The 24,781-nt window shown below is 44.9% G+C and carries 27 protein-coding genes and 2 pseudogenes; 6 read left to right on the forward strand and 23 right to left on the reverse strand.

Going from position 1 to position 24,781, the window contains the following annotated elements; genetic code table 11:
* Window positions 1-38 precede the first annotated feature (38 nt).
* The 15 genes from A3773_RS01635 to A3773_RS01705 all read right to left on the reverse strand — a co-directional run bounded on the left by A3773_RS01635 (window position 39) and on the right by A3773_RS01705 (window position 12,546).
* The gene (locus A3773_RS01635; RefSeq protein WP_197462703.1) at window positions 39-1,268 is read right to left on the reverse strand and encodes an FIST signal transduction protein; all 1,230 of its coding nucleotides are present in this window, start codon (window positions 1,266-1,268) and stop codon (window positions 39-41) included.
* 188 nt (window positions 1,269-1,456) lie between these two features.
* On the reverse strand, window positions 1,457-1,813 hold the full coding sequence (locus tag A3773_RS01640; RefSeq protein ID WP_067982138.1) for a MerR family transcriptional regulator: 357 nt from the start codon (window positions 1,811-1,813) through the stop codon (window positions 1,457-1,459).
* On the reverse strand, window positions 1,791-2,096 hold the full coding sequence (ihfA, locus tag A3773_RS01645; RefSeq protein WP_067866305.1) for an integration host factor subunit alpha: 306 nt from the start codon (window positions 2,094-2,096) through the stop codon (window positions 1,791-1,793). The genes A3773_RS01640 and ihfA overlap by 23 nt, the downstream gene beginning before the upstream one ends.
* Window positions 2,097-2,116: 20 nt before the next feature.
* Window positions 2,117-4,513 carry a phenylalanine--tRNA ligase subunit beta gene (gene pheT, locus A3773_RS01650; protein WP_067982141.1) on the reverse strand — a complete coding sequence of 799 codons (2,397 nt, stop codon included), beginning with the start codon at window positions 4,511-4,513 and terminating at the stop codon, window positions 2,117-2,119.
* Between the two features lie 48 nt (window positions 4,514-4,561).
* Window positions 4,562-5,545 (reverse strand): phenylalanine--tRNA ligase subunit alpha, encoded by a 984-nt coding sequence (gene pheS / locus A3773_RS01655; RefSeq protein ID WP_067982143.1) that lies wholly within the window; start codon window positions 5,543-5,545, stop codon window positions 4,562-4,564.
* 193 nt (window positions 5,546-5,738) lie between these two features.
* A complete protein-coding gene (rplT, locus tag A3773_RS01660) occupies window positions 5,739-6,095 on the reverse strand; it encodes a 50S ribosomal protein L20 (RefSeq protein WP_067866312.1) in 357 nt (118 codons plus the stop codon).
* A gap of 42 nt (window positions 6,096-6,137) precedes the next feature.
* The gene (gene rpmI, locus A3773_RS01665) at window positions 6,138-6,332 is read right to left on the reverse strand and encodes a 50S ribosomal protein L35 (protein WP_067866314.1); all 195 of its coding nucleotides are present in this window, start codon (window positions 6,330-6,332) and stop codon (window positions 6,138-6,140) included.
* 106 nt (window positions 6,333-6,438) lie between these two features.
* Entirely contained in the window at window positions 6,439-6,942 is a 504-nt protein-coding gene (infC, locus tag A3773_RS01670; RefSeq protein WP_067866316.1) for a translation initiation factor IF-3, read from the reverse strand.
* Between the two features lie 73 nt (window positions 6,943-7,015).
* The gene (gene thrS, locus A3773_RS01675; protein ID WP_067982145.1) at window positions 7,016-8,932 is read right to left on the reverse strand and encodes a threonine--tRNA ligase; all 1,917 of its coding nucleotides are present in this window, start codon (window positions 8,930-8,932) and stop codon (window positions 7,016-7,018) included.
* Window positions 8,933-9,174: 242 nt separating this feature from the next.
* Entirely contained in the window at window positions 9,175-9,645 is a 471-nt protein-coding gene (locus tag A3773_RS01680) for a DoxX family protein (RefSeq protein ID WP_067866320.1), read from the reverse strand.
* Window positions 9,646-9,710: 65 nt separating this feature from the next.
* Window positions 9,711-10,481: an HvfC/BufC family peptide modification chaperone gene (locus A3773_RS01685; RefSeq protein ID WP_067982148.1), complete on the reverse strand. Its 771-nt coding sequence runs from the start codon at window positions 10,479-10,481 to the stop codon at window positions 9,711-9,713.
* Complete coding sequence (gene bufB / locus A3773_RS01690; RefSeq protein WP_197462704.1) at window positions 10,471-11,400, reverse strand: MNIO family bufferin maturase; 930 nt, start codon at window positions 11,398-11,400, stop codon at window positions 10,471-10,473. The genes A3773_RS01685 and bufB overlap by 11 nt, the downstream gene beginning before the upstream one ends.
* Window positions 11,401-11,440: 40 nt before the next feature.
* On the reverse strand, window positions 11,441-11,722 hold the full coding sequence (locus tag A3773_RS01695) for a BufA1 family periplasmic bufferin-type metallophore (RefSeq protein WP_067982153.1): 282 nt from the start codon (window positions 11,720-11,722) through the stop codon (window positions 11,441-11,443).
* A gap of 14 nt (window positions 11,723-11,736) precedes the next feature.
* Entirely contained in the window at window positions 11,737-12,063 is a 327-nt protein-coding gene (locus A3773_RS01700; protein WP_067866330.1) for a thioredoxin family protein, read from the reverse strand.
* A 6-nt stretch (window positions 12,064-12,069) separates the two neighbouring features.
* Window positions 12,070-12,546 carry a YHS domain-containing (seleno)protein gene (locus A3773_RS01705; protein ID WP_067982156.1) on the reverse strand — a complete coding sequence of 159 codons (477 nt, stop codon included), beginning with the start codon at window positions 12,544-12,546 and terminating at the stop codon, window positions 12,070-12,072.
* A 149-nt stretch (window positions 12,547-12,695) separates the two neighbouring features.
* Between A3773_RS01705 and A3773_RS01710 the strand changes: the two genes are divergently transcribed.
* Window positions 12,696-13,526, forward strand: coding sequence for an AraC family transcriptional regulator (locus A3773_RS01710; RefSeq protein ID WP_067982159.1), 831 nt, complete (start codon window positions 12,696-12,698; stop codon window positions 13,524-13,526).
* 112 nt (window positions 13,527-13,638) lie between these two features.
* Here A3773_RS01710 and A3773_RS01715 read toward each other — a convergent pair whose 3' ends face one another.
* The 4 genes and pseudogenes from A3773_RS01715 to A3773_RS19415 form a co-directional block, all read right to left on the reverse strand.
* Entirely contained in the window at window positions 13,639-14,805 is a 1,167-nt protein-coding gene (locus A3773_RS01715) for an OprD family outer membrane porin (RefSeq protein ID WP_067982161.1), read from the reverse strand.
* A gap of 350 nt (window positions 14,806-15,155) precedes the next feature.
* Window positions 15,156-15,452: pseudogene (locus A3773_RS01720) on the reverse strand (LutC/YkgG family protein); the annotation flags it as partial.
* A 113-nt stretch (window positions 15,453-15,565) separates the two neighbouring features.
* A pseudogene (locus A3773_RS17675) lies at window positions 15,566-16,064 on the reverse strand (Y-family DNA polymerase).
* Between the two features lie 134 nt (window positions 16,065-16,198).
* A complete protein-coding gene (locus A3773_RS19415; protein ID WP_438942549.1) occupies window positions 16,199-16,291 on the reverse strand; it encodes a hypothetical protein in 93 nt (30 codons plus the stop codon).
* Window positions 16,292-16,585: 294 nt separating this feature from the next.
* Here A3773_RS19415 and A3773_RS01730 point away from each other — a divergent pair, with 294 nt between their 5' ends.
* Entirely contained in the window at window positions 16,586-17,137 is a 552-nt protein-coding gene (locus tag A3773_RS01730; RefSeq protein WP_067982170.1) for a TetR/AcrR family transcriptional regulator, read from the forward strand.
* 84 nt (window positions 17,138-17,221) lie between these two features.
* Window positions 17,222-17,668 (forward strand): cupin domain-containing protein, encoded by a 447-nt coding sequence (locus A3773_RS01735; protein WP_067982173.1) that lies wholly within the window; start codon window positions 17,222-17,224, stop codon window positions 17,666-17,668.
* A 67-nt stretch (window positions 17,669-17,735) separates the two neighbouring features.
* Here the strand turns inward: A3773_RS01735 and A3773_RS01740 are convergent, their stop codons facing one another.
* From A3773_RS01740 to A3773_RS01755, 4 genes are all read right to left on the reverse strand, one after another.
* Window positions 17,736-18,419, reverse strand: a complete 684-nt coding sequence (locus A3773_RS01740) for a LutC/YkgG family protein (RefSeq protein WP_067982176.1) — start codon at window positions 18,417-18,419, stop codon at window positions 17,736-17,738.
* Window positions 18,420-18,422: 3 nt separating this feature from the next.
* Complete coding sequence (locus A3773_RS01745; protein ID WP_067982179.1) at window positions 18,423-19,847, reverse strand: lactate utilization protein B; 1,425 nt, start codon at window positions 19,845-19,847, stop codon at window positions 18,423-18,425.
* Window positions 19,834-20,667, reverse strand: a complete 834-nt coding sequence (locus tag A3773_RS01750; protein WP_082800512.1) for a (Fe-S)-binding protein — start codon at window positions 20,665-20,667, stop codon at window positions 19,834-19,836. Before A3773_RS01750 ends, A3773_RS01745 begins: the two co-directional genes overlap by 14 nt.
* A 293-nt stretch (window positions 20,668-20,960) precedes the next feature.
* A complete protein-coding gene (locus tag A3773_RS01755; RefSeq protein ID WP_067982182.1) occupies window positions 20,961-21,677 on the reverse strand; it encodes a FadR/GntR family transcriptional regulator in 717 nt (238 codons plus the stop codon).
* Window positions 21,678-21,861: 184 nt separating this feature from the next.
* On the opposite strand from A3773_RS01755, the gene A3773_RS01760 reads away from it, so the two are divergent.
* The 3 genes from A3773_RS01760 to A3773_RS01770 are packed head-to-tail and all read left to right on the forward strand — an operon-like array spanning window position 21,862 to window position 24,749.
* Window positions 21,862-22,650, forward strand: coding sequence for a (Fe-S)-binding protein (locus A3773_RS01760; RefSeq protein WP_067982185.1), 789 nt, complete (start codon window positions 21,862-21,864; stop codon window positions 22,648-22,650).
* 15 nt (window positions 22,651-22,665) lie between these two features.
* Entirely contained in the window at window positions 22,666-24,084 is a 1,419-nt protein-coding gene (locus tag A3773_RS01765; RefSeq protein ID WP_067982188.1) for a LutB/LldF family L-lactate oxidation iron-sulfur protein, read from the forward strand.
* The gene (locus tag A3773_RS01770; RefSeq protein WP_067982191.1) at window positions 24,081-24,749 is read left to right on the forward strand and encodes a LutC/YkgG family protein; all 669 of its coding nucleotides are present in this window, start codon (window positions 24,081-24,083) and stop codon (window positions 24,747-24,749) included. Before A3773_RS01765 ends, A3773_RS01770 begins: the two co-directional genes overlap by 4 nt.
* Window positions 24,750-24,781: the final 32 nt, after the last annotated feature.

Raw genomic sequence — 24,781 nt, forward strand, 5'->3', positions numbered from 1 at the left:
TAACTTAACCGTATGAATCTGTGAAGATTTTTTAACAATTATTGCGTGATAACTTCTTCTGCAATAACCATAACGGTTGCGGTTTGGTTATAGTGCCCAATGGAACCACCCTGAGTAGCCCCCTGCTCCCCTAAAGTGTTAAATCCGATCAATGGTACATCATCACCACAAACCTCCTTAAGCAAGCTTAGGTCATCAACCTGGAGGCGGCATTTAAGCTGGTGGCGAAGGATACAGTTAAAGACAATAACTGCGGCAATCTTCTTAGGACTGCCGGCATCAATGATCGCTTTTTCTAAGGTTTCCTTAAAACGCTTTTTAGCGGTGTCCGCATCGGTTTTCATTTCACGTAAAAAAGCACCTTTAGGGATCTCCGCATAAAAGCTTACGCTACCATCATCATGCACCTGCTGTGCACTTTTGATGGTGTATTCGGCAAACACATCTGAAGATTTAATACCGAACGGATTTTGTATAAAAAGCTCCGGTGTGAGCTCGTCACTTTCTAGCAGTTTTTTCAGGACCTCCGTCGCGGGTTTGCCATTAAGACTAATGACCCGTCGACCGTCGGATTTTGTCACAACCGCACCTTTATTCGCAGGAATATAAGGATGCCCCATGGCGGTACCGATTTTTAAACCACTACTAAAGCTGGCCACAGCTGCTGCATCTTGGTAGACCCCGTTACAGATCTGATAACTTTTACTATCCCCTAAGCCCGTGGCAGTTGAGCCACCAATAATTTGCGATACGGTGCCCGTTTCAAGAATAAGGCTACGTAAAAACGCTTCCTCTTGTGCCGATGTACCATCCGGTAACACCATGTTGATGCAAGGCTTGATACGGGATACCTCGTTAGCCCCCTTACTGTCTAGCGCAATCGCCATAAGGGACATAACAGCAGGGTTTGATAATAAATTTGAGTAAGCGTTTCTAATGGCATCTCTGGCCGCTTGTTCTGGCTGTGCCGTTAAGTTTTCGCCGATCCCTAAGCCCACACTAAAATAGGAGCTTTGCAGGGTAAGAATAACAACTGTATCGGTTTGAGGGCCGTCAACTAAACTCGAAAATTCACCCCACGCACTACCGCCTACGATCGGTGCCTTTTCTCCCACAACAGCCCTTATGTCAGCATAGGCTTGGTGAATATCTAATGAGAAGTTAACGAAGCAGATCACTAGATCCGGTTTTGGAGTTTTCTCCATTGCTTGATTAGCAGCGGTTGTCGCCTCAGTCGCGTGACCTAGCCCGACTCTTACAATAGCCATATCCATATCTCGCCGTTATTATTTTTGTTACTTGATGCTAATCAAGAGCGAGATCTAAGCCAATAGTTTAAGAGGGAAACAGTGCCAAAGGGGGATAAGATAGGAACTATATGTGTAAAACGGTTGTTCGAAGATAGCAAGATAAGTACGACTAAAGATGTAATCTAAGCCAAATTCATCTATTTGGCTTAGGGCCGCTTAGTCGCAGCCAAAATAGCTTCTAACTCGGTAATGGTTTGTCTTAGCAGTTGTTTGTATTGGCTTTGGTCGTCTTCGTTATTCTCGCCAGACAGGTACTGTTTAGCCCCACTCAATGTATAGCCTTGATCATGCAGTAGGCTTTTAATTTGGCGAATTAACAAAACATCCTGACGCTGGTAATAACGTCGATTGTTACGTTTTACAGGCGATATTTGGCTAAACTCTTTCTCCCAGTAACGCAGTACATGCGCTTTGAGGTCACAAAGTTTAGCCACTTCACCAATAGTAAAATAACGCTTACCCGGGATAGGGTTAGGGTCGTTACTCTGCTCCATCTCCAGCATAAGTTTCGACACGATCCTTCAATTTTTGACCAGGTCGGAAAGTCACTACGCGACGAGCCGCTATAGGTACTTCTTCCCCTGTTTTGGGATTGCGGCCCGGTCTTTGACGCTTATCGCGCAGATCAAAGTTACCAAAGCCGGACAATTTAACCTGCTCGTTATCAGCCAGACATGCACGGATTTCATCAAAAAACGATTCAACCATCTCTTTGGCTTCACGTTTATTTAACCCAAGCTCTTCATTTAGGCGTTCCGCCATTTCAGCTTTTGTTAACGAACTCATGATAAATCACCTTTCGCTGCTTACTCTCGCAATGTGGCACTCAACTTAGAAGCCAGTGCTGAAACAACCGCGTCAATTGCGCTGTTTATTTCTTCGTCATTAAGAGTGCGCGAAGGATGCTGCCACGTCAAGCCCACAGCAAGACTTTTTCGTCCTGTTTCAATACCTTGGCCCTGATAAACATCGAAAAGCGTGACTTCTTTAATAAATTCACCCGCTTGTTTCTCAGTAATCTGACGAATTGATTCAAATGCTACAGACTCATCAACAATTAAGGCTAAGTCACGACGGGACTCTGGAAACTTAGAAATTTCCTCGTAACGGGGTAGTTTGCCTTGGCATAGGGCCGCTTGATTAATCTCAAACAAATAAACCGTGCTATTTAGGCCGAGGTCTTTAATAAGATTCGGATGCAAAGCACCTACAAAACCAACCGCTTCGCCATTACGTTCGATTCGAGCCGTCTGCCCAGGGTGCAAAGCCACATGACGATCAGCAACAAAGCTGAACTCATCTGCCGCACCACCAAGAGACAATAAGCTCTCTAAATCGCCTTTAATATCAAAGAAATCAACCGCGTCTTTGCCAGCATTCCAACCTTCAGGATCACGTGGACCTGTGATCACACCGGCCACTACATTCTCTTGAATAATCTCATCGCCATCTGTAGGTAAAAAGCGTTGGCCGCTTTCAAACATACGCACGCGACTTTGCTGGCGGTTTTGATTGTGCTGAACCGCTTTAACAAGACCCGGCCAGATGCTGGTACGCATAACCGCCATCTCAGCAGAGATTGGGTTCGCTAACGCGATCGCATCATACCTGTCATCAAATTTCTTCTGCAAACCCGCTTCAATAAAGCTGTAGGTAATGGCTTCTTGGTAGCCTAAGGCAGTCAATGCGCGACGTACGTTATGCAACGTTACCAAGGTTTCATCCTGTGGTTTGATCGGCATCGATGCCATCGGCGTGCGTACAGGTAAGTTGTTATAACCATACACACGGGCTAGCTCTTCGATAAGGTCCACTTCAATGGCAATATCGAAACGATAAGAGGGTACAGATACGTTCCACTCGCCTTCTGTCGATGTTTTTTCAACACCTAAACCAAGACGCGTTAAGATCTCTTCGATCTCAGCAGGCGGCATAGCAAATGCCAGCATACTATTTACTTTGCTTTGGCGTAGAACAACATGACGCTCCGAAGGTAGCGCATCCTGATCAACCGTTTCGACAACAGGCCCCGCTTCACCACCGACAATCTCGAGTAGTAATGCGGTCGCACGGTTAATCGCTTTGGTTTGTAACTGCCAATCAACACCACGCTCAAAACGGTGAGAGGAGTCCGTATGTAAACCATAAGAACGTGCACGTCCCGCGATGGATATCGGGTTAAAAAAGGCACTTTCTAAGAAAATATTCTGCGTGTCTGTGCTTACACTGGTCGGCTCGCCCCCCATAATGCCGGCCATAGCAACAGGCCCTTGAGCATCAGAGATCGTTAACGTATCCGCGTTAAGCTCAACCTCTTGTCCATCCAGCAACACAAGCTTTTCACCCTGCTCTGCACGACGAACAACAATACCGCCCTTCAACTTATCTAAGTCAAACGCATGCATCGGTTGACCTAGTTCCAACAAGATGAAGTTAGTGACATCAACCACAGGATCAATGCTACGCACACCGGAACGTTCAAGCTTTTGCTTCATCCACAATGGCGTTTCGGCCTGTGGGTTAATATTACGGATAACTCGGCCAACATAACGTGGGCAATCAGCGCTGTCTTTTAACTCAACCGTAAATTGATCATCGATGGTTGCAGCAACGTCAGGCGCGTCGATAAAGGTAACTGGCGCTTTATTAAGCACACCCACTTCACGCGCAAGACCGGTAATACTTAAGCAATCACCTCGGTTAGGCGTCAGGTCAACATCGATAATGGCATCATCAAGGTTTAAGTACTCACGAATACAGGTACCAACCGGCGCATCCGCAGGTAACTCCATAATGCCGTCATGGCCATCAGAAATACCCAGCTCATCTTCCGCACATAACATACCGAACGATTCAACTTGACGAAGCTTCGCTTTTTTAATTTTAAACGTTTTACCGTCAGGGGTCGGCAGTACAGCGCCCACCGTAGCGAAGGCTGTTTTTAAGCCTGCACGCGCGTTAGGCGCACCGCACACGACTTGAAACTCTTCACTGCCACTTGAGACAGTACATACCTGTAGCTTGTCAGCATTAGGATGCTGCTCAGCCGTTAGAATCTCACCGACAACAACACCGCTAAACTCTTTAGCTGCGGCGTCTACTTCATCTACTTCCAGACCTGCCATTGTGACCTGATCAACAAGCCCTTGCGTATCGATTGCAGGGTTTACCAGTTCACGTAACCACTTTTCACTGAATTTCATTTTGCTTTCCCGAAAATCCTGTTAATAACCGCTAAACGTTTGCTTTGATCAGTTGAACTGAGCTAAGAAACGCAGGTCGTTTTCAAAGAACAAGCGCAGGTCATTTACGCCATAACGTAGCATTGCCAAACGCTCGACACCCATGCCGAAAGCAAAGCCAGTGTACTCTTCAGGGTCGATGCCAGATGCTTCAAATACTTTTGGGTGTACCATGCCGCAGCCTAAGACTTCTAACCATTTGCCATCGCCTCGATCAATATCAACTTCGATCGACGGTTCTGTAAATGGGAAATAAGAGGGGCGGAAACGAACCCGAACATCTTCTTCAAAGAACTCACGTAAAAACTGCTCTAACGTGCCTTTTAGGTCCGCAAAACTAATATTTTTATCCACAATCAAACCTTCAACCTGATGGAACATAGGTGAGTGAGTTTGATCGTAATCACAGCGGTAAACACGCCCTGGGCAGATAATACGCAAAGGCGGTTGCTGCGTTTCCATAGTACGCACTTGCACACCCGAGGTGTGTGTACGTAGCAAAGTATTGGCATTAAAGTAGAAGGTATCATGCATCGCACGGGCCGGATGGTGCGACGGTATATTTAGGGCTTCGAAGTTATGGTAGTCATCTTCAATCTCTGGTCCCTCTTCGACGCTGTAACCAATGCCCGCAAAGAACGCTTCGATACGTTCCATGGTTTTAGTTACGGGGTGTAAACCACCAAGTTCCTGACCACGACCGGGCAAGGTAACATCAATGGTTTCGTCTGCCAGCTTAGCTTCAAGCGCCGCAGACTCTAACGAGGCTTTTCGCTCGTTAATTTTATCTTGCAGTGCCTGTTTAGCTTCATTGATTTTGGCACCCGCCTGTGGACGCTCTTCAGCAGACAACTTACCCAACCCTTTTAATAGGGCTGTCAGTTCACCTTTTTTACCCAAGTACTGAACACGTACATCATCCAGCGCTTGCGTAGTCGTTGCCTTAGCAACAGCTTCAGTACCTGCTGCCAACAGGCTTTGAATGTTTTCCATTATCCGGCTCCAATAATCAGGAGAAAAAGACCATAACCTTTATCTATATGAGAAAAGTAGGTCCCTACATAAAATCAGTTTCTTTGCGCAAATTTCATCAATAAATCTGTGCAAAAAAACCGAAAAAATAGGGGAAGAGCTTGCACCCTTCCCCTATTTCAATCGAGTCGTTCACACGACACTGGGTGCTTACTTACGCTAGAGAAGCTTTCGCTTTCTCAACGATCGCAGCAAATGCGCCAGCTTCGTGAACAGCTAGATCAGCTAGAACCTTACGGTCGATTTCAATGTTAGCCTTTTTAAGACCAGCAATGAAACGGCTGTAAGACAAACCATTGATACGTGCACCAGCGTTGATACGTGCAATCCACAATGCGCGGAATTGACGTTTTCTCTGGCGACGGTCACGGTATGCATACTGACCAGCTTTAATAACAGCCTGTTTAGCAACGCGGAATACACGGCTACGAGCACCGTAATAACCTTTTGCTTTTTTCAGGATTTTTTTGTGACGACGACGGGCAACAACACCACGTTTAACGCGAGCCATAACTTTCCTTCCTTTCTAAATTCTATTAACTAAAAAAATCGTTTAAATATAAGGCAACATACGACGAACTAGAGCCTTATCAGCAGCATGAATCTGCATCATCGGGCGTAGCTGACGCTTACGCTTAGTCGATTTTTTAGTCAGAATATGACTAGTGAAGGATTGCTTGTGCTTGAAGCCGTTAGCGGTTTTCTTAAAACGCTTAGCCGCACCACTATTAGATTTCATTTTAGGCATTACTAAAATCTCCACGCATTCGTTAATTTTTTTTCACTCAGAACAAACGACAAAACCCGCAGCTAACTTTTTAACGAGTTAGTCACGGGTTAAGGTAAGTAACGAGTTACTTTTTCTTCTTCGGAGCTAAGACCATGACCAATTGACGGCCTTCCATCTTAGGACGCTGTTCAACTACGGTTGTCTCTTCCAAATCTTTTTCGATTCGTTGGAGCAACTGCATGCCCAGTTCCTGATGAGCCATCTCACGGCCACGATAACGTAGTGTTATCTTGGCTTTATCTCCTGCTTCAAGGAAACGTATCAGGTTGCGTAGTTTTACCTGATAATCACCCTCTTCCGTATTTGGACGGAATTTTACTTCTTTAATCTGAACCTGGTGCTGTTTCTTCTTGGCTTCATTTTTTTGCTTTTTCAGCTCATATAAATGTTTGCCATAATCCATCACCTTACAGACGATAGGATCCGCTTCAGAAATCTTCACCAGATCAAGACCCGCTTCTTGAGATGCCTCAATAGCGTCTTTAATCGGTACGACGCCTATCTGCGTTCCGTCTGGACCAATCAACCTGCATTCTTTAGTTACTTTAAGCAGGTTCTCATTGATCATGGGCTCCTCTCTGCGAGCGCCCCTTTTATTATCACGCCTGATAGCTGTATCTCCTGACCATTATTTAGTCTAATTATTCCTGACGACCTTTCTTGGCGACATCGCTACCAAGAAGGTTTATAAATTCATCTTGAGACATGGAACCAAGGTCTACACCTGTTCTCGTACGTACCGCAACGGTACCTGCCTCAACTTCTTTATCGCCTATTACAAGAAGGTAAGGAACCTTCTGTAAAGTACGCTCGCGAATTTTAAAGCCGATCTTCTCATTTCTCAAGTCCGACTCGGCCCTGAATCCGTTATTTTCAAGATTTTGGACAACTTTTTCACAATATTCTGCTTGTTTGTCCGTAATATTCATCACAACTGCCTGTACAGGCGATAACCATGTCGGTAATGCACCGGCAAAGTTCTCGATCAGAATACCAATAAATCTTTCAAAAGAGCCCAAAATTGCTCGATGGAGCATGACTGGAGTCTCACGTTCGCCCTGCTCATTTACAAATTGAGCACCTAAACGACCGGGCATTGAGAAATCTACTTGAATAGTACCACACTGCCAAACACGACCAAGACAATCTTTCAAAGAAAATTCAATTTTAGGGCCATAAAAGGCGCCTTCGCCTGGAAGTTCACCCCATTCAAGGCCAGCAGCATCTAATGCATCTGCCAAAGCCTTCTCGGCTTTATCCCAAACTTCATCTGAACCTACACGCTGTTCTGGGCGTGTAGACAGTTTGTAAATCACTTCGGTAAAACCAAAATCATCATATACTTCATCAAGAAATTCGATAAAGCGTGCAACTTCTTCTTGAATCGAGTCTTCAGCACAAAAAATATGCGCATCATCTTGCACAAAGCCGCGCACACGCATAATACCGTGTAAGGCACCTGATGGCTCATTACGGTGACAACAGCCAAACTCAGCCAAACGTAAAGGCAGATCTCGGTACGAGCGCAACCCTTGGTTAAACACTTGAACATGACAAGGGCAGTTCATTGGCTTAATTGCAAAATCGTGGTTTTCAGAGTGTGTTGTAAACATCTCTTCTGAGAACTTATCCCAGTGACCTGATTTCTCCCACAAGGAGCGTTCAACCACTTGTGGTGTTTTAATCTCGTTATAACCATGCTGGCGCTGCTTAGTACGCATGTACTGTTCGATCTGCTGATAAAGCGTCCAACCATTTGGATGCCAAAACACCATGCCCGGTGCTTCTTCTTGCAGATGGAACATATTAAGCTGTTTACCCAGCTTACGGTGATCACGTTTTTCAGCTTCTTCTAAGCGGTGCAAGTACGCTTTAAGTGCTTTCTTATCACCCCACGCAGTACCGTAAATGCGCTGTAGCATTTCATTATTGGAGTCGCCACGCCAGTATGCACCGGCAACCTTCATCAATTTGAATGCTTTAATATGACCCGTAGATGGCACGTGTGGGCCACGACAAAGATCAATAAAATCACCTTGAGAGTAGAATGAAAGATCTTCAGCATCCGGAACAGCCTGTAGCAGCTCTACTTTGTACTTCTCACCCATCTCATCAAACATTTTAGTCGCTTCATCACGACTCATAATTGAACGGGTAACCGGTAGATTCTGCTTTGTTAGCTCAGCCATTTTCTTTTCGATCTTTTCTAGATCTTCTGGCGTAAACGGGCGTTCGTAAGCAAAGTCGTAATAGAAACCATCTTCAATAACAGGCCCGATGGTTACCTGAACACCTGGAAAAAGTGCTTGAACTGCCATTGCCATCAGATGCGCGCAAGAGTGACGAATCACTTCTAAACCTTCCTCATCACGGGAGGTAATAATCGCGAGGTCTGCATCATCATCAATGGTAAAAGAAGTATCAACTGGCTGACCATTCACTTTACCAGCAAGGGCAGCTTTCGCTAAACCTGCACCAATATCAGCAGCAACTTCGAAAACAGTAACCGGATTAGCAAACTCACGTTTGCTACCGTCAGGTAGGGTAATTACAGGCATGTTATTTCCTTAGTTTCAGTGGTGACCCATACGGAAGGCCACATAGAATAATGGTTAAACTCGCATATCATACAAACCAAGTACGCTGCGGCGCGCCATTATATTCTATTGCAGAGCAGGTAGCTATAACGCACTTAAGAAACACTCGACAAGGCATTGCATTTAAGTTTATTCACGAAAAACCCAAACTTATTCGTATTATTTAACAACTTACCCTATATCTATGTCGCCTTAATTATTTCCTATGTACTGTATGAAAGTACCTTTCTTTGCTTCACTTCAGCAACACGTAACATAAATCCATCGATACTCGCCACACCGGCACCATAAACAATAAGCTGAACCAGTAAAATACCCCATATATAGTGAAGATATAGTGCTGCAGGTGCTATTTCGACCAAACTAATGACAGCCACATAGTTGACAATAAACAAGCCTAACGCCGTAAACCGTGTAAAAAAGCCTAATACCAACAGCACAGGTAAAACTAATTCACCAACCGTGCCTAAATAAGCGGCAAGTTCAAATGGTATCAACGGCACTTGGTACTCCTCTTCAAAGAGAAACAACGTTGTATCCCAATCTTGTACCTTTGTAAGCCCAGCTAAAAAGAAAATCTTTGCTATATATAATCTTGCTAATAGAGCAACCCAGCTATGGGCGGTAACAATCTTATCTACCTTTGTAAGATAGCCTTGATAAAATTTACTCATGATAATAATCACTCTTAAAATCTTTTAAAAAATCAAATTCACAATGGAAACGGACGAGATCTGTTTCAACGTAAGCCTTCTAACCACTGTTCTTCAATTGCAACACTTAACCAACCTGATAGATCAAAGGTTACATATTTTTCCAATAACTGGTCTAAACTCAAACCTGCCAACACGTCTATTAACCAAGCCTGTTCTTGTTCGGTTAATCGCTCTACGCAAGGCACAGCTTCGCGCTGATACATAACAATACGATGCAGTTCTATAGGTTCCTTTAAAAGCACGGCTAATTCATTAGTGTCAATTTGGCTTTCATCTAATTGATGCAACATCCAAATTTCATCCACTGGATAGTGAAAACTCAGAACCTTCAACGTTTTGGATAGTTGAATAAATACACTCTTCAAATTCTGCTCGGATAAGCGAGCCAGTGCATTAACATTGAGTTCGGTCCCTACGCCTCGAGCGGTTTCATGTAAGCACCACTCAAATGATGCAATTTCTGCTAAATAAGGGTGCTGATCATACAATTCAGTTGTCATAATTAGTGATGAAAGCTGCTCACCCCAATCAGCCCAATCACCTGAAGCTGGAAGCTCTATATGCAGTAATTTCCGCGTTAAACCGCTTAATGCCTCACGCCCAATCATTTTATCAATTACGGGGTATTTTAATGATAAGGCTCGAACTGCGGTCATCAATAAGTTGTTCTGGTAGATTTTTAAGCCTTTGCTCATCTGATCCTCTTCTTTATTTTCGAGCATTGATTGTTCGGAAAAGATTAGGGCTATTAAAGCTTCTTGGCGGCGACATAAAATATCGAGTTCAGATTGCATTTAAAAAGCCCTCTTCACTCATCGGTACGTTTTTCATAATGGCTATCTCACTCATAATAGAGCGCGCCTTGGTCGCCTGATCTAATAAAACAGGCCAACTTGGCAAGTTATTATCCCATTCAATCAACGTTGTTACCGCCCCAAGCTGCTTTAGTGCCGTGCGGTATAGCGACCAGCACTCATCAGAAACAGGCTGACTATGATCATCAATAATCAGTTCATTCTCAGCAACCGGTGTATAACCTGCTAAATGAATCTCTCCCACTGCACCAGTAGGTAATTGCTGCAACCACTGTGACGCAGTTTGGAGTGAACTCTCATCACTAAAATTATGCGCGTTCACAATTAAGTTATTCAGATCCACCAGCAATCCACATCCCGTGCGATTTACAAGTTCAGTTAAAAACTCTGTTTCGCTCATATTTGAAAACCGAAATTCAACATAAGAAGATAAGTTTTCAACTAGAATTTTACGCCCTAACACTTGCTGAACTTTATCTACATTTTCAGTCATAACTTGCAGGTTTTGCTGGCTAAACTCTAGAGGCAGAAGATCTCCCGCATGTACAGCATTTCCATTAAGGTTACTCCAAGTGAAGCAGGCATGATCAGAGATCAATATCGGGGTAACTTTCTGTGATAAGCGCTTTAAACGCTGCAGATAATCTCTGTTTATACCTACAGCCGAGCCTAGCCCCATGGAGGTTGAATGTAAGCTAATGGGATATTGCTGCGCGATATCATCTAAAATCGCAGGTACAATCCCACCTTCAGCAAAGAAGTTCTCGGCATGCACCTCGACAAAATCAATGGAAGATGACCCAAGCAGCGCTTCCTTATAATGAGGGTGGCGCAGCCCGACCCCAACCATTGATGAAAGAGTCTCACCTCTAGTATGAGCTGTATTTAAACAGGACACCTTCTTTCTCCTAGTGTTTTACTTTGCAGTAACCGAACAGCTATTTCTGCGCTTGATAGCGCTCTTTCGCTTCAGCCTTTAACATGCCACCCATATCTTCACAGGTACCTTTTGCTACGAGCTTCCATTCACCAGGATCGTTATCTACCTTTGCTTGACCTGCACATGAGTGCGTCCCAGCCAGATTGCCACAATCATTTTGGCCGGCTAATGCCACGCCGTAACACTTTTCTTTACCTGCGGCATTAGCTGCAGGAAGGGTTGCTACTGATGCCAGCGCTATGGCTAGCGCTGCAGTGGCTATACGTTGTTTACTGTCCATAACTTTTCTCCACTTTATTTAAAGTTAGCTAGATGCTGCTCGGCCATATGGCTAATCTGTTGATAGGCTATAGACCCCATCTGCCGATCCAGCTCTGCGTCTTTACTTAGAAAAACTAAGGTTGGAACCGCACGAATATTGAACTTATTTGAGAGTTCCGGCTGTTGATCAACATCGACTTTCAATACGCGAAGTTGACCTGCATATTTTTCAGCAAGCTTTTTCATAATGGGCACCATTTGCTGACAAGGTCCGCACCAATTAGCGCTGAAACAGATCAACGCTAAAGGTTCAGAGTAGTCGTGCCCAGTCGCTGAAAATGTCAATTCAGACTTAGACATCAGGAATTAATCTTCTGCGTTTGTGACAGCCACTGAAAGATCTTCAATACCCGCCCAAATACGATCAGCCGATTTCACATGGCCCGGTACATCTGTTAACCATTTTTTCTGTACATCTTTATTCAAATTAAGATAAAGCTTACCTTCCTGAATGTAGAACGCCTGAGGATCCACATCTAACTTTTTATTAAGCGCAACACCCATTGCACAATAACCACCAAACTGTGGTGCATATCGATCAGCATCGGCATTAAACAGGTCGCGATTTTTAGCACTTGCGAAACGATAAATTGCGCCATCATGTGTAGCCGTATATTTAGCGGAGCCTTCCACAGCTTTATCTTTTGTGAAATATGCAACAGGATCGTAACCGTGAATCGCTACATCGTTTGTGCCAATATTCACAGAAGCTGAAAAACTCATGCTGCTTAGTAAAAGCGCACCAGCTGCTGTTGCTAACTTTAGTGTTTTTGAAACTTTCATACCTTTTTCCTCATTTAATGGTTAAATAAACAAACTAGACAAAAGAAATCTGTCCCGTTGTTGTTGAGGTATAGATTACGGACAATTAAGAATGGAAAGGCCTCCATTCATCTGTAAAAAAGCGTCAATCGTCCTAAAAAGGGGGGAACATGGATAAATTAAGTCATTTACTGCAAAATTTAGAGATCAATGCGGAAGTTTTTTTTAGTGGCAATTTATGCGGAATTCAACGCTTTGACGATAATAAAGAATCGGGCTTTTTACATTTAGTACAATCGGGATCATTAACTCTCAAGACTGAACAAGAACATAGCCTTAAGATGCATGCAGGTTCAGTAATCTTTTTCCCTAATGGAATCAGCCACCAAATCGAAATAGCTAAATCAGAAGATGCTCAGATGATTTGTGCTGCGATTAAGCTGCCCTCCTCCCAACACAAACAGTTGATTAGTCATCTCCCTAAATTTCTCTATTTTAATAAACTAGAGGAACAAGAAACCACTGACACCGTCGAGAAAATTTTTATGGAAGGCTTTGCTGAAAAACAAGGGCGTAAAATAATGATTGATCGCCTGTGCGATATTTTTATGGTCCAAACATTACGCAAGGTTGTTGAACAAGGGACCATAGAGTTAGGCCTTATTGCAGCGCAATCTCACCCTCAACTTGCCCGTTTGATCGAGGCGATTCAAAAGCAACCTGAACGAGAGTGGAGTCTTGAAGAGATGGCGGAGTCTGCCGCTATGTCTCGCTCAAAGTTTGCCTTAGTGTTTAAAGAAACCGTCGGGCAAGCACCCATGGGTTATGTAACCAGCTTACGCATGGCTATGGCAAAAGGCTTACTGCAACAAAATAAACCCGTAAGCCTCATTGCTAACGAAGTAGGCTATGAAAACTCTTCCTCTTTAGCCAAAGTATTTAAAAAACATTTTGGAATTACGCCAAAAAAATGGCTGCAAGAACATCTAAAGTCGCGCTAACAGCTTAATAAGGGGCTGGGTTGTAACAGTAAAGTGGAGCCCTGCCTAATAAAAAAAGCCCCATTGGCTAGGAAGGGGGGTACCAACCAATAGGGCTTCGATAGATCACGCCTTAAAAGGAGTAATCTGCAATTAAGCGAAGTTCGTTAATATCTTCACCACCGGTTTCAACACGTACGCGGGCATAACGTGCACGCAGGTTTAACCCTTCGATACCGGAGACCGCGTATTGAGCGTCAATGTTCGTTTCCCGGTGCTCTTGATCAACACCCCCAGCCGTAAACTCACCTTCTACATGGCGTGCCATAAGGTTTAAGCCAGCAATCGGCGTTTTATAGTCAACACGGATCTGATATGAGTCTTCATCCTGACGATTAAAGTCAGAGTACTGAATAGCATTCCAGGTCATTAGGTAGGAATCGTTCTTGCCACCCCAACCAAAATCATACCCGGTATCACCGCCAACGGTTTGATAAGCTAACGCCAATTTAACCGCGTCCGTAATTGGGAATTGAACCACAAGGTTAGTTAACCGAGAGTCAAGGTTTGCTTTACTTGTATGGGCATTGCCATAGTCAGCAACGTACTGGTAAAAATCAAGCAACACACCATTATCAAATGTATAGGATGCATTTAAATAAAACTGCTCGCTCACATCATCCGCATCGCCATACTCACCCACCCAGTTCAAACCATTAATGGAACCGCTTGCGCCCAGTAGGTAGATACCATAGCTATCACCATTAGCATCTTCGTACTTATCAAAATCCGAATCCGTTTTAGACGACGCACGATCCGAGTACATACCAAACAGTGTTACACCACCGACCGTACCTTCTAGCTTAATGGCTTGCGTAGAGGGAGGGGTGGCACGGTTATCATTGTCATTAAGCAGCGCTTTAGAGGTCACCCAACGTCCTAAACGTAACGTGGTGCCTTCGCTAAAGGCGACATCAGCATATAACTGACCCAACTTGGCGTAGCCATTACTACCGCTGGTTAAGGTACCAATACTTTGATCATCACCGCTGCCATCGAGCTTCATGTTAGCGAAGGCAGACGCACCCAATGTGATCATATCCGTTGCATTGACCCGCGTATCGATACGCAGCGCTTGCGTCAATGAGGTTCGATCAGTGTTTCCATCTTTGAAATCACGGTCAAAATAGAATGTTCTTAGACTGAGGTCCGCTTCGGCCGTCACACTTGCAGTTGCGAATGGGCTAATACTTAATAAGGCAGCAGCTAAAGGTAAAACCTTCTTTCCAATATAAGGCATAGTGTCAGAATCCAATGTTATTTATTATTAGTGGAATCTCACATTCTATTAAAGAAGCACTGGTTTATTTCACTATATTTCAATAATTTGTAGTGTATTATCCTGAAATTTTATTCTTTTTAGAATTTACCTTTGTTTGTTTTTTAAACAATACTCAAGAATTAAAGTAGTGCATATAATCCAGCGCTGCACCAAAAAACACAGGCACAACCCGCGTGCCAACAACAAAGATATCCAGACCGAGCGACAAGCCAGCACCAGCATTAGCGCTTAAACAAAAAAAGAGAATCCTTAGATTCTCTTTTTAATGCGCTAAGCACGGGAAGCTATGTCCAACCTCCTCCTAACACTTACTGATCTTCAACAATAATCATATGCAAAACCTCAGGCCCATGCGCGCCTTGAATAAGGACGCCCTCAATATCCGTGGTCCCACTCACGCCTGAGATCAGGCACATGTTGCGCGGTGTTTCTCCCCGCTGCGCTATCTCGTTTGCAATAAGTGCATAATCGTCCATATAAGGCAGTATTTTTGATCGAGGTACGACCGCAATAAGATAAAGAGGCAGGTAGTTGAGCAGAATCGGCATGCCTGGGCCTGAATGCACAACAAACGTACCTGTTTCAGCGATACCATACTCCGCCCAGCAGAGGCCAACAGATTAGGGCGGGTCACGTAAACATTTTTGATTCAGGCTCAATCAAATCACGATTACGTGCCCCCCCACACTTCTAAAACTGGTGTTTTCTGTAGAGGACCTTACTGCCAGCACAAATCTGCCAGGTCCACCACCCCTCCGGTTTTGGGATAGTGTTTCGCTACATAGTTGGCCAGTTGTGCCAGCGTTTTGGTCGGCGCAATACCGACACCCACTGAAATTCCAGTCCGGTTATACACCTCATTTTTCAACTGTTGTCCCCGCGCACTCATGCCAGTTACTGCCGCGGCCCCTTCCAAATTAAGGAAAGCCTCATCGATTGAATACACCTCTACCTGAGGTGCCAACATCTCCAATACGTTCATGACCCGGGCAGGCAGATCCGCATAAAGCGCATAATTACTGGAAAACACATACTTCCCGAACCTGAAAAAACGGGATCGCCATTTTAATTCCCTGTGCTTTAGCCCCGGGAGGCCTTGCAACGACACAGCCACCATTGCTGGATAACACAACAACTGGCTTATACTTTAAATCCGGGCGAAATAAACGCTCGCAGGAAACATAGAAGCAATTACAGTCAACCAGTGCATAACTCATACTAATCTCTAACGAAAATTATGAATTACATTGATTACGCCCCCAAAGAGCCCCAGGTCACTCTCCTCTTTGAGAACAATAAGTTTATAACGGAGGTCACGCGGCAACAGCTAGCACACCGGATGTGACATCAACTACTTAACAGTCAGCTCACCCTGAAAAGCAGCAATCACAATAGCTCCACTATGTACCCCTGCCCCTAACATCGAATCGCCTTCCACTCGCACAAAGTAGGTTACGGAAGGTCTGATGATCAGCAGCTCATTCAGATCCAATTTTTTCTACACAGTCCTGCACAGGACTGGGAAACCCCACCGAAACGGTAGAAAGATAAAAGGGGATATTAAGCACTGAACAAATTTCATGCTTAACCAGTAATACAGCAGACATTAAACAGCCTCAAATAAGATACTGATTATTTACACAGAACAATTAACTCACTTCCTTTTTGCCAAGGGACATGTTGAGGGATAATTAACATAAGTCTTGCAACCTACCTACTGGTAGGTTAAATTCAACGTATGAATATGAAAGAAAAAATTTTTGAAATTGCTCAGAGGCTCATCCAGCAACGCGGGGTGAACGGCTTCAGTTATGCCGATATAGCTAAAGAAGTCGGTGTTTCTAAACCAAGCTTACACCACCACTTTGCCACGAAAACCGATCTTATTGCACGATTGATGGAGCGTTATACAGAGCAGTTGACGGAATATTTGGAAAGCCGCACTAATCTATCTGCACAAGAAGCTCTTAATGCATACTTTAACTTGTACCGGCAAAATATTGAGAACGAGCGTGTGTGTATGGGCGGAATGTTATCGACAGAAGTTCTGACTCTGGATCCCTGCATTCACCCCCTGTTATCGCGCTTTTTTAATTATCAACAGGAGTGGCTTACAGCCATACTCAAAAAAGGTCAGTCCGATGGGGAACTAAAGCTCACAAAGACAGCCGAACAACAAGCCTGTCTGATTATTGCAGCTTTACAGGGAGCATTGATCATTTCCAGAGCGGCTGGCAACAGTACTTTTTTTAATCAGAGTATTACAGGCTTATATACAGAATTAACGTAAAACCCGTACGAAAATACAACGCCTCTTATTAAGAGGCTATTTTTTTAAACACAAACCTACCTACTGATAGGTAGCGAGGCAACCATGACTAATAATGAAGTAAAAACAGGTACACATTTCTCAGCGATTGACACCGGATCCTGCCAACAATGGCCCGACTACACAGTAGAACTCCCGGGTATGGAGATTCCTGGCAAGCTCTTTCTGAAAGATCTTCTGAACCTGAGCGGTTGTGAAATTTCAATTAACTCAATGCCTGCTGGAGGTGGAATGCCGATCTATCACAACCATCACCAGAATGAAGAGGTATATATTTTCATTCAGGGACAGGGGCAACTGCAGGTCGACGGAGAAACACTAGAGATAAAAGAAGGCAGCATTGTCAGAATCAGTCCAGAAGGTGAACGCATCTGGCGCAACAATTCGGATGAACCTCTGGTATACATTATTATCCAGGTCAAACATAACTCTCTGGAGCAGTACGGCCTTCATGATGCCACCATTCCAGAAAAAGCTGCAAACTGGAGCTAAAGGCTTTCCTACGCCCTTAAAAAATGCAGGCTTATAGCCTGCACTTTTGTTTACTTAGAATAAAAGCTTATTGATCTTCAACAATAATCATATGCAAAACCTCAGGCCCATGCGCGCCTTGAATAAGGACGCCCTCAATATCCGTGGTCCCACTCACGCCTGAGATCAGGCACATGTTGCGCGGTGTTTCTCCCCGCTGCGCTATCTCGTTTGCGATAAGTGCATAATCGTCCATATAAGGCAGTATTTTTGATCGAGGTACGACCGCAATAAGATAGAGAGGTAGATAGTTAAGCAGAATCGGCATATCTGGGCCTGAATGCACAACAAACGTACCTGTTTCAGCGATACCATACTCCGCCCAGCAGAGGCCAACGGTGTTGTCGTTTTTAATATCGACCTCAGTAGATAGGCTACCCCAGTTCAGTTTTTGTAGCCGCTCTATCCTCTGAACCTGCAACGCTTTAGGTAAGGCGTATTTAGCTAAAAACTGATCAACTGCGTTAGGCAGCGCATCCATCGTTGCTATCTGTTCACAGCTGGTGCCTATCACTAAGCCCGCTTCAATTCGTTGCACCAACGCGTCCGCAGCATCATCTGCCAACAGATCAGGACGTGCAAATTCGCTTTCACGTAAGATATCAGCCGCTTCTGCCTGAATAGCCTTTACATCCGCAGTGACGGTTGGCGCAGCCGCTCTAATCGCATCAAAAATACGTTCTCGACTTATTTCATTTCGTTGTTTATTCATTATTTACGCACCATCACTTTTGGCTTTTTTCATTGCTTTATATTGCTGCATAAACGTTTTTGATTCAGGCTCAATCAAATCACGATTACGTGTCCACCCCCCAGCAAGAGGCATTGATCTGATCCACCCCTTACGACTGCACAGTTTCATGAAGATAACACCGCAGGAAGACACCCATTGAAATAACATCGGTCTTTTCGCCAAGGCGGCAAAAGCTTTCACAACAAAACGGTTGGTTAGCGGCTCATACTTCTTATCCCAAGACTGAGCACGTAACGAGCGCAAGAGTTTAGGTAAGGGGATATTAACTGGGCAAACCTCTTCACAGCGCCCATTCAAGGTACAGGCGTGGGTCTGTTTATTTGCCACTTCAAGGCTATTTAAATGCGGCGTTAACACCGATCCCATCGGCCCTGGATACACTGAACCATAAGCGTGGCCACCAATATGTTTATAAACTACGCAATGGTTCATGCAGGCGCCACATCGGATACAGCGCAACATCTCTTCCATACCATCAGCCAGCATTTTGGTACGGCCATTATCAACCAAAACCATATGACACTCTTCCGGCCCGTCCGCATCATTAGGACGCTTAGCGCCATTATGGAAGGTGATATATTGTGTAATCTCACTACCCGTTGCTGAACGGGTCAGCAAACGCAGTAAAGGTATCGCATGAGCCATCGACGGCACTAATTTTTCAATACCCGCCGTCACAATATGGACCTTAGGCGGCGTAATCGTTAGCTCCGCATTACCTTCGTTAGTAACGGTACAAGATGAACCGCTATCCGCCAGTAAAAAGTTAGAGCCACTGATACCAATATCTGCGGTTAAAAACTTAGTTCGAAGATCTCGACGCGCGCTGCGCACTAGATCAATAATCTCTTCAGAATAGGTAGGGTCTTTATGGTATTCGCGGAAGAGTTTAATAACATCTTCCCGACTACGGTGCATAGCAGGCCAGACAATATGCGAAGGGGGGTCACCCGCCAACTGAATAATATGCTCGGCAAGATCCGTTTCAACTCGCTCGATCCCTGAGTTATCTAATGCATGGGATAAACCGATCTCTTCGCCCAGCATCGATTTACTACGCGTTACTTTCTTCGCTTCATGCTGGCGGCAAATATCTAAAACAATCTTTGACGCTTCTTCTGCGGTACTAGCCCAATGAATGATAGTCCCTTGTGCCAACGCATTTTTCTCGAACTCAGCCAAATAGTGATCCATATACTTAATCGTATGGTCTTTGACTTTCTGCCCCTGTTTACGCGCATTTTCAAACCCAGGGAAGTTAGCAATCGCCTCTGCACGTTTTGCTTCTGCTTTATCGGTCGTACGCCGAATGATCATTTTCAGATCCGGCTGCGCTAACGCGTCTTTAACGTTTTGGTAAAAATTCTCCGGTTTATTTGCTTGCATTTTTGCCTCCTAGTATCTGTGGAGCCAAGCCTGCTAACACTTCTGCCGTATGCAGCGCTTCTATCTCTTTATGCCCTTCTCTGTTGAGCTTACCCGCCATATTCATTAAGCAGCCCATATCACCACCCAGCAGGTAATCCGCTTCAGTCGCAAGTACGTTCTCAGCCTTCTCCGCCACAATCTCATTGGAGATATCTGAATATTTGACACAAAACGTTCCGCCAAAGCCGCAACATTCCGAATGACCATGTAGAGGGCGATGGTCTAAACCTTTTACATTGGCGAGCATTTTTCGAGGCTGCTCATAGACATGTAACGAGCGATAACCTGAGCAACTATCATGATAAGTATAAGAGCCTTCAAGCTCGACACCGCTTGGCTCAAAATCACATACATCCACTAAAAAGGAGAGCAGTTCATGGGTAATACTGGCTAAATGTTCAGCTCGGGCAAGCCACTCAGGCTGATCTTTAAGCACCTCAACAAAGTTCTTTTTGATCATCGCAGCACAAGACCCTGACGGCACCACAACATAATCAAACGTTTCAAACTGCTTAATGGTTTGATAGGCGATTTGACGTGTCCCTTCGTCATCACCCGAATTGAAGGCTGGTTGACCACAACATGACTGCGACTCAGGCACATCGACTGTACATCCAGCGTCTTCCAGCAACTTTATTGCGGCAAAACCCACCGAAGGACGCATAGTGTTAACTAAACAGGTAACAAACAAACCTACTTTCTTTTCAGATATATTCAGACACTTAATCGCATTAGATTGCGCGCCCTTAACATCAGCGTTAATAATTTCTTGAGACATTGACCCGCCCTTATCAGTGAAGGTGACGTTCTTTTTATTTTTTTATTAATCAACCAATAGCTGCTTCAGGCAATGCTTGGTCAATACAATAGTCGATCTAACTGTACAGAATAGCGTTTAATTGAGCACAGCTAGGCATTAAAGCTTATGAAAGACACACTAACCCCTATTTCTATCCAAACCTAGATAGATACAACAACTGGTCTGACCAAGAAAGTTCTGGCAAAAGATAAAGGTAGGGAGAAAATATAATGAGGGATAAAACCAGATAGCCAAAGCGTGATTGAATTAGATCAACCCGCACCTTCCAGCTGGCTACGGGTATAGTTGATATGTTCGGTGGCTACTTTTTTTGCTAACACGGCATCTCGATTAATCAGCGCCTGATAAATCTGCGTATGCTGGGCGCTGATGCGGTCGGGATAGCGCCCAAACTTTTTTAATGTACGATCAAGCACACCATAAATTGCATTAAAATAACGGTCATAAAAGATCTGACTAAATGACATCACCAAAAGATTATGACTCGCCTCAGCAATCATCATATGAAAACGGAGGTCCGCTTTCGCTTTGGCTAACGTGGTTGCACCATTAGAGCGGGCTTGCATCACTTTGTATTCCTGCTCTATTTTTTCAAGCTGTGCATCGGTTGCCCTCAACGCAGCATAATATGCAGCCTCCCCTTCTAAAGCCGCCCGCATCTCCATCACCTGAAGCTGAAACGACAAACTTTGCCCAACACCTCCCAACGGCATATCTACATGGGGTTCAAGCAGATTTAGACAGACCGAACCACCACCGGGATAGGTTTTCACCATCCCTTTGAGTTCAAGGTCTTGTATCGCCTCTCTAACGGTGGCTCTAGACACTTGATGAGCAGCGGCAAGCCTTCGTTGAGACGTCAGCTTATGACCGGGGCAAACATCACCGTATAGGATCGCTTGCTGCAGCTTTAAACTTAACTGCTGACTAAGCCCCTTAACATCAGAACCTGTTTTTTTAATAGACATAGGTGTATCAATAGCCTTCTGGACAGACCAGTTGCCAGTTTAACATTTCTTTTAACCCCACTCTTAACTATCTTTCTTTAAAGCAACGTGACCTTTAGCTCTTTTATTAACGGGTCAACCTCTCTTAACAATAATAATAGGCGCGACTGTTGACCAATCAGCGCCCAGTAATAGCGACAATGATATGACTGATAAAAACCAGCGCCCTAACGTCGGTGTATTTGTAACCTGCCTCGCCGACATGTTCCGCCCCAGCGTAGCCTTTGCTACGATTAAATTACTGGAAACCTCTGGCTGCACTGTATCCGTGCCCGAAAGACAAACCTGCTGTGGCCAACCTGCTTATAACTCAGGGGATAAAGCCACCACTGCCGAGATCGCCCGCCAAACGATTGAAGCGTTTGATGGTTATGAATATATCGTCGGGCCATCGGGTTCATGCATCGGCATGTTGCATTACTATCCAGACCTCTTTGATGATGACGACCCATGGAAAAAACGGGCAGAAGCGCTTAAATCCCGCGCATATGAGATCACCCAATTTCTCACAGACATTATCAACGTCGAATTAACCAACACCGCTTTTGACGGCACAATCACCTACCACGATTCATGCTCTGGCCTGAGACAACTCGGCATTAAGGAGCAGCCACGCAAACTCCTTGCGAACGTAGAAAAGCTCCAGCTACACGAGATGGAAGAGGCAGAAACTTGCTGCGGTTTTGGTGGTACCTTCTGCGTTAAATACCCAGAGATCTCTAATCGCATGGTCTCTAACAAAACAGACTACATCAGCGCATCAAAAGCGCAGACCTTAGTCGGTGGCGATTTAGGCTGTTTACTCAATATGGCAGGTAAACTCAAACGCGAGGGGAAAACCGTTGACGTCCGTCACGTCGTCGAAATTCTGGCGGGTATGACCGATACCCCAGCAATCGGCGGGGCTGAATATGCGCTCGCTAAATCACTCTAGGGCGGGAAAAATAAAATGAACATTACCAGTCCAGACTTTAAAGAAAATGCGCGTATCGCCCTAAAAGATGTGGAACTGCAAGAGGCACTTAGCCAATTCAAATACGGGTTTCCCGTAAACCGAGCCAATGCGATTAAACGACTTCCGGAATTCGATCAACTTCGCGATTCAGCACGGGATCTGAAAAATCATATTATTGAAAACCTTGATATCTATTTAGAACAGTTTGAAAGCAAAGTGATCGAGAATGGCGGTCATGTACACTGGTGCCGCACGGGTGAAGACGCCAATAAAACGATTTTAGATATTTGCCAGCTGGTGAATGCCAAAACGGTGACTAAAGGCAAATCAATGGTCTCGGAAGAGATCAGCCTTAATGATTATTTAGAAGCTAACGATGTCCAACCCGTAGAAACCGATTTAGGCGAATATATCTTACAACTTAGGGGGGATCACCCTAGCCATATTATCGCACCCGCGATCCACCTCAATGTAAATGATGTATCTGAAACCTTCCATGAACACCATAAGCGTCCTAAAACAGACGACCCTCAAGCCTTAATGAAGGAAGCCCGGGAGATACTGCGTAAGGAGTTTGTCAGTGCGGACGTGGGCATTACCGGCGCTAACTTTTTAGTCGCCGAAACAGGCTCAACCATTATTGTGACAAATGAAGGCAATGGAGACCTAACCCAAACCTTACCTAAAACCCACATTGTAATCACCTCGATCGAAAAGGTGGTGCCCACGCTTGAAGATATGAGTTTATTTTTACGCCTGTTAGCCCGCTCAGCGACAGGTCAGGAGTTTACGGTTTATAACACTTTATCTACGGGCCCTAAACGCGCTGAAGATCAAGATGGTCCGGAAAACTTTCATGTAGTGCTGCTCGATAATGGACGCAGCGAAATGATTGGCTCCGAGTTTCAAGAGATGTTGCGCTGTATTCGCTGCTCCGCCTGTATGAACCATTGCCCAGTTTACGGTGCTGTGGGCGGCCATGCTTATGGCTGGGTCTACCCTGGTCCTATGGGGTCCGTCTTAACACCCAACATGATCGGCATTGAACAAGCAGCACATCTACCCAATGCATCCACAGCCTGTGGCAAATGTGAAGAGGTCTGCCCCGTACGCATCCCCTTACCTAAACTGATGCGCCACTGGCGAGAAAAGGAGTTTGAAAAACATTTAACACCAAGCGCAGTTCGCTTTGGCATCGCAGGTTGGGCATTTTTTGCTAAACGGCCTGCCCTTTATCGATGGTTAGCCCGTAGTTCAACGTGGTTTATGAAAACAATAGCGGGCAAAAAAGGTCGCATTAAAAAATTACCCCTTGCCGGTGGTTGGACCGACTGGCGTGACATGCCCGCCCCGCAAGGAAAAACGTTTATGGACCAGTGGAAAGCCAAACAAAAGGCGGAGGAATCACGATGAGCAGAGCAGAAATTTTAAACCGTATCCGTCAAGGCTTAGGTCGTGGAGTAGCCACTCAACAGCAGCATGATGCCGTAATGGCGCGGATCAACGCCCATAAAGCAACGATTATTCCCAAGCGCTCGCAATTAGCCAAACCCGCTCAAATACAGCTATTTAGAGAGATGGCGCTGAGCGCATCCGCTGAATTAATCGATATTGAACAACTAACCGACCTACCAACAGCCGTCTCCACTTGGCTACACAAGCATGAGTTCAAAACCTTAGTCAGTGCCAGTGACGCCTGCCTAAATGCACTAGATTGGCAGGCGCTCGGTGAGATAACACGCGAACAACGTGTCGCAAAATCCGGTGACCTCGCCAGCCTAACCACATCGATGGCTGGCATTGCTGAGACAGGCACACTCATGCTCCACTCACGCCCAGAAAGCCCAACCACACTTAACTTCTTACCCGACTGCCATTTAGTGTTATTAAAGGAGTCCGATATTGTCGGTAGTTATGAAGACGCGTGGCAGAAAGTACGTGAACAAAACCCAAACCAGATGCCGCGCACCGTTAATATGATTACCGGCCCCTCAAGAAGCGCCGACATTGGACAAAAACTACTTATGGGCGCGCACGGCCCCTGCGTACTGGCCATCTTTATGCTGAAAGACACATAGCTTTTCTTCAATAGGGTCTTCGCTATAAAAAA

It is taken from the genome of Neptuniibacter pectenicola, assembly GCF_001597735.1.
GTDB lineage: Bacteria > Pseudomonadota > Gammaproteobacteria > Pseudomonadales > Balneatricaceae > Neptuniibacter > Neptuniibacter pectenicola.

Excerpts from the sequence above, each read along its gene's own strand:
- A3773_RS01750 (WP_082800512.1), bottom strand. The coding sequence starts at position 20,667 with ATGTCTCAAGAAATTATTAACGCTGATGTTAAGGGCGCGCAATCTAAT.
- pheS (WP_067982143.1), bottom strand. The coding sequence starts at position 5,545 with ATGGAAAACATTCAAAGCCTGTTGGCAGCAGGTACTGAAGCTGTTGCT.
- A3773_RS01715 (WP_067982161.1), bottom strand. The coding sequence starts at position 14,805 with ATGCCTTATATTGGAAAGAAGGTTTTACCTTTAGCTGCTGCCTTATTA.
- thrS (WP_067982145.1), bottom strand. The coding sequence starts at position 8,932 with ATGCCTGTAATTACCCTACCTGACGGTAGCAAACGTGAGTTTGCTAAT.
- rplT (WP_067866312.1), bottom strand. The coding sequence starts at position 6,095 with ATGGCTCGCGTTAAACGTGGTGTTGTTGCCCGTCGTCGTCACAAAAAA.
- A3773_RS01700 (WP_067866330.1), bottom strand. The coding sequence starts at position 12,063 with ATGTCTAAGTCTGAATTGACATTTTCAGCGACTGGGCACGACTACTCT.
- ihfA (WP_067866305.1), bottom strand. The coding sequence starts at position 2,096 with ATGAGTTCGTTAACAAAAGCTGAAATGGCGGAACGCCTAAATGAAGAG.
- A3773_RS01755 (WP_067982182.1), bottom strand. The coding sequence starts at position 21,677 with ATGTCTATTAAAAAAACAGGTTCTGATGTTAAGGGGCTTAGTCAGCAG.
- A3773_RS01635 (WP_197462703.1), bottom strand. The coding sequence starts at position 1,268 with ATGGCTATTGTAAGAGTCGGGCTAGGTCACGCGACTGAGGCGACAACC.
- A3773_RS01735 (WP_067982173.1), top strand. The coding sequence starts at position 17,222 with ATGACTAATAATGAAGTAAAAACAGGTACACATTTCTCAGCGATTGAC.
- rpmI (WP_067866314.1), bottom strand. The coding sequence starts at position 6,332 with ATGCCTAAAATGAAATCTAATAGTGGTGCGGCTAAGCGTTTTAAGAAA.
- A3773_RS01745 (WP_067982179.1), bottom strand. The coding sequence starts at position 19,847 with ATGCAAGCAAATAAACCGGAGAATTTTTACCAAAACGTTAAAGACGCG.
- A3773_RS01640 (WP_067982138.1), bottom strand. The coding sequence starts at position 1,813 with ATGCTGGAGATGGAGCAGAGTAACGACCCTAACCCTATCCCGGGTAAG.
- A3773_RS01695 (WP_067982153.1), bottom strand. The coding sequence starts at position 11,722 with ATGGACAGTAAACAACGTATAGCCACTGCAGCGCTAGCCATAGCGCTG.
- A3773_RS01705 (WP_067982156.1), bottom strand. The coding sequence starts at position 12,546 with ATGAAAGTTTCAAAAACACTAAAGTTAGCAACAGCAGCTGGTGCGCTT.
- pheT (WP_067982141.1), bottom strand. The coding sequence starts at position 4,513 with ATGAAATTCAGTGAAAAGTGGTTACGTGAACTGGTAAACCCTGCAATC.
- A3773_RS01760 (WP_067982185.1), top strand. The coding sequence starts at position 21,862 with ATGACTGATAAAAACCAGCGCCCTAACGTCGGTGTATTTGTAACCTGC.
- infC (WP_067866316.1), bottom strand. The coding sequence starts at position 6,942 with ATGATCAATGAGAACCTGCTTAAAGTAACTAAAGAATGCAGGTTGATT.
- A3773_RS01740 (WP_067982176.1), bottom strand. The coding sequence starts at position 18,419 with ATGAATAAACAACGAAATGAAATAAGTCGAGAACGTATTTTTGATGCG.
- A3773_RS01710 (WP_067982159.1), top strand. The coding sequence starts at position 12,696 with ATGGATAAATTAAGTCATTTACTGCAAAATTTAGAGATCAATGCGGAA.
- A3773_RS01765 (WP_067982188.1), top strand. The coding sequence starts at position 22,666 with ATGAACATTACCAGTCCAGACTTTAAAGAAAATGCGCGTATCGCCCTA.
- A3773_RS01730 (WP_067982170.1), top strand. The coding sequence starts at position 16,586 with ATGAATATGAAAGAAAAAATTTTTGAAATTGCTCAGAGGCTCATCCAG.
- A3773_RS01685 (WP_067982148.1), bottom strand. The coding sequence starts at position 10,481 with ATGCAATCTGAACTCGATATTTTATGTCGCCGCCAAGAAGCTTTAATA.
- A3773_RS01770 (WP_067982191.1), top strand. The coding sequence starts at position 24,081 with ATGAGCAGAGCAGAAATTTTAAACCGTATCCGTCAAGGCTTAGGTCGT.
- A3773_RS01680 (WP_067866320.1), bottom strand. The coding sequence starts at position 9,645 with ATGAGTAAATTTTATCAAGGCTATCTTACAAAGGTAGATAAGATTGTT.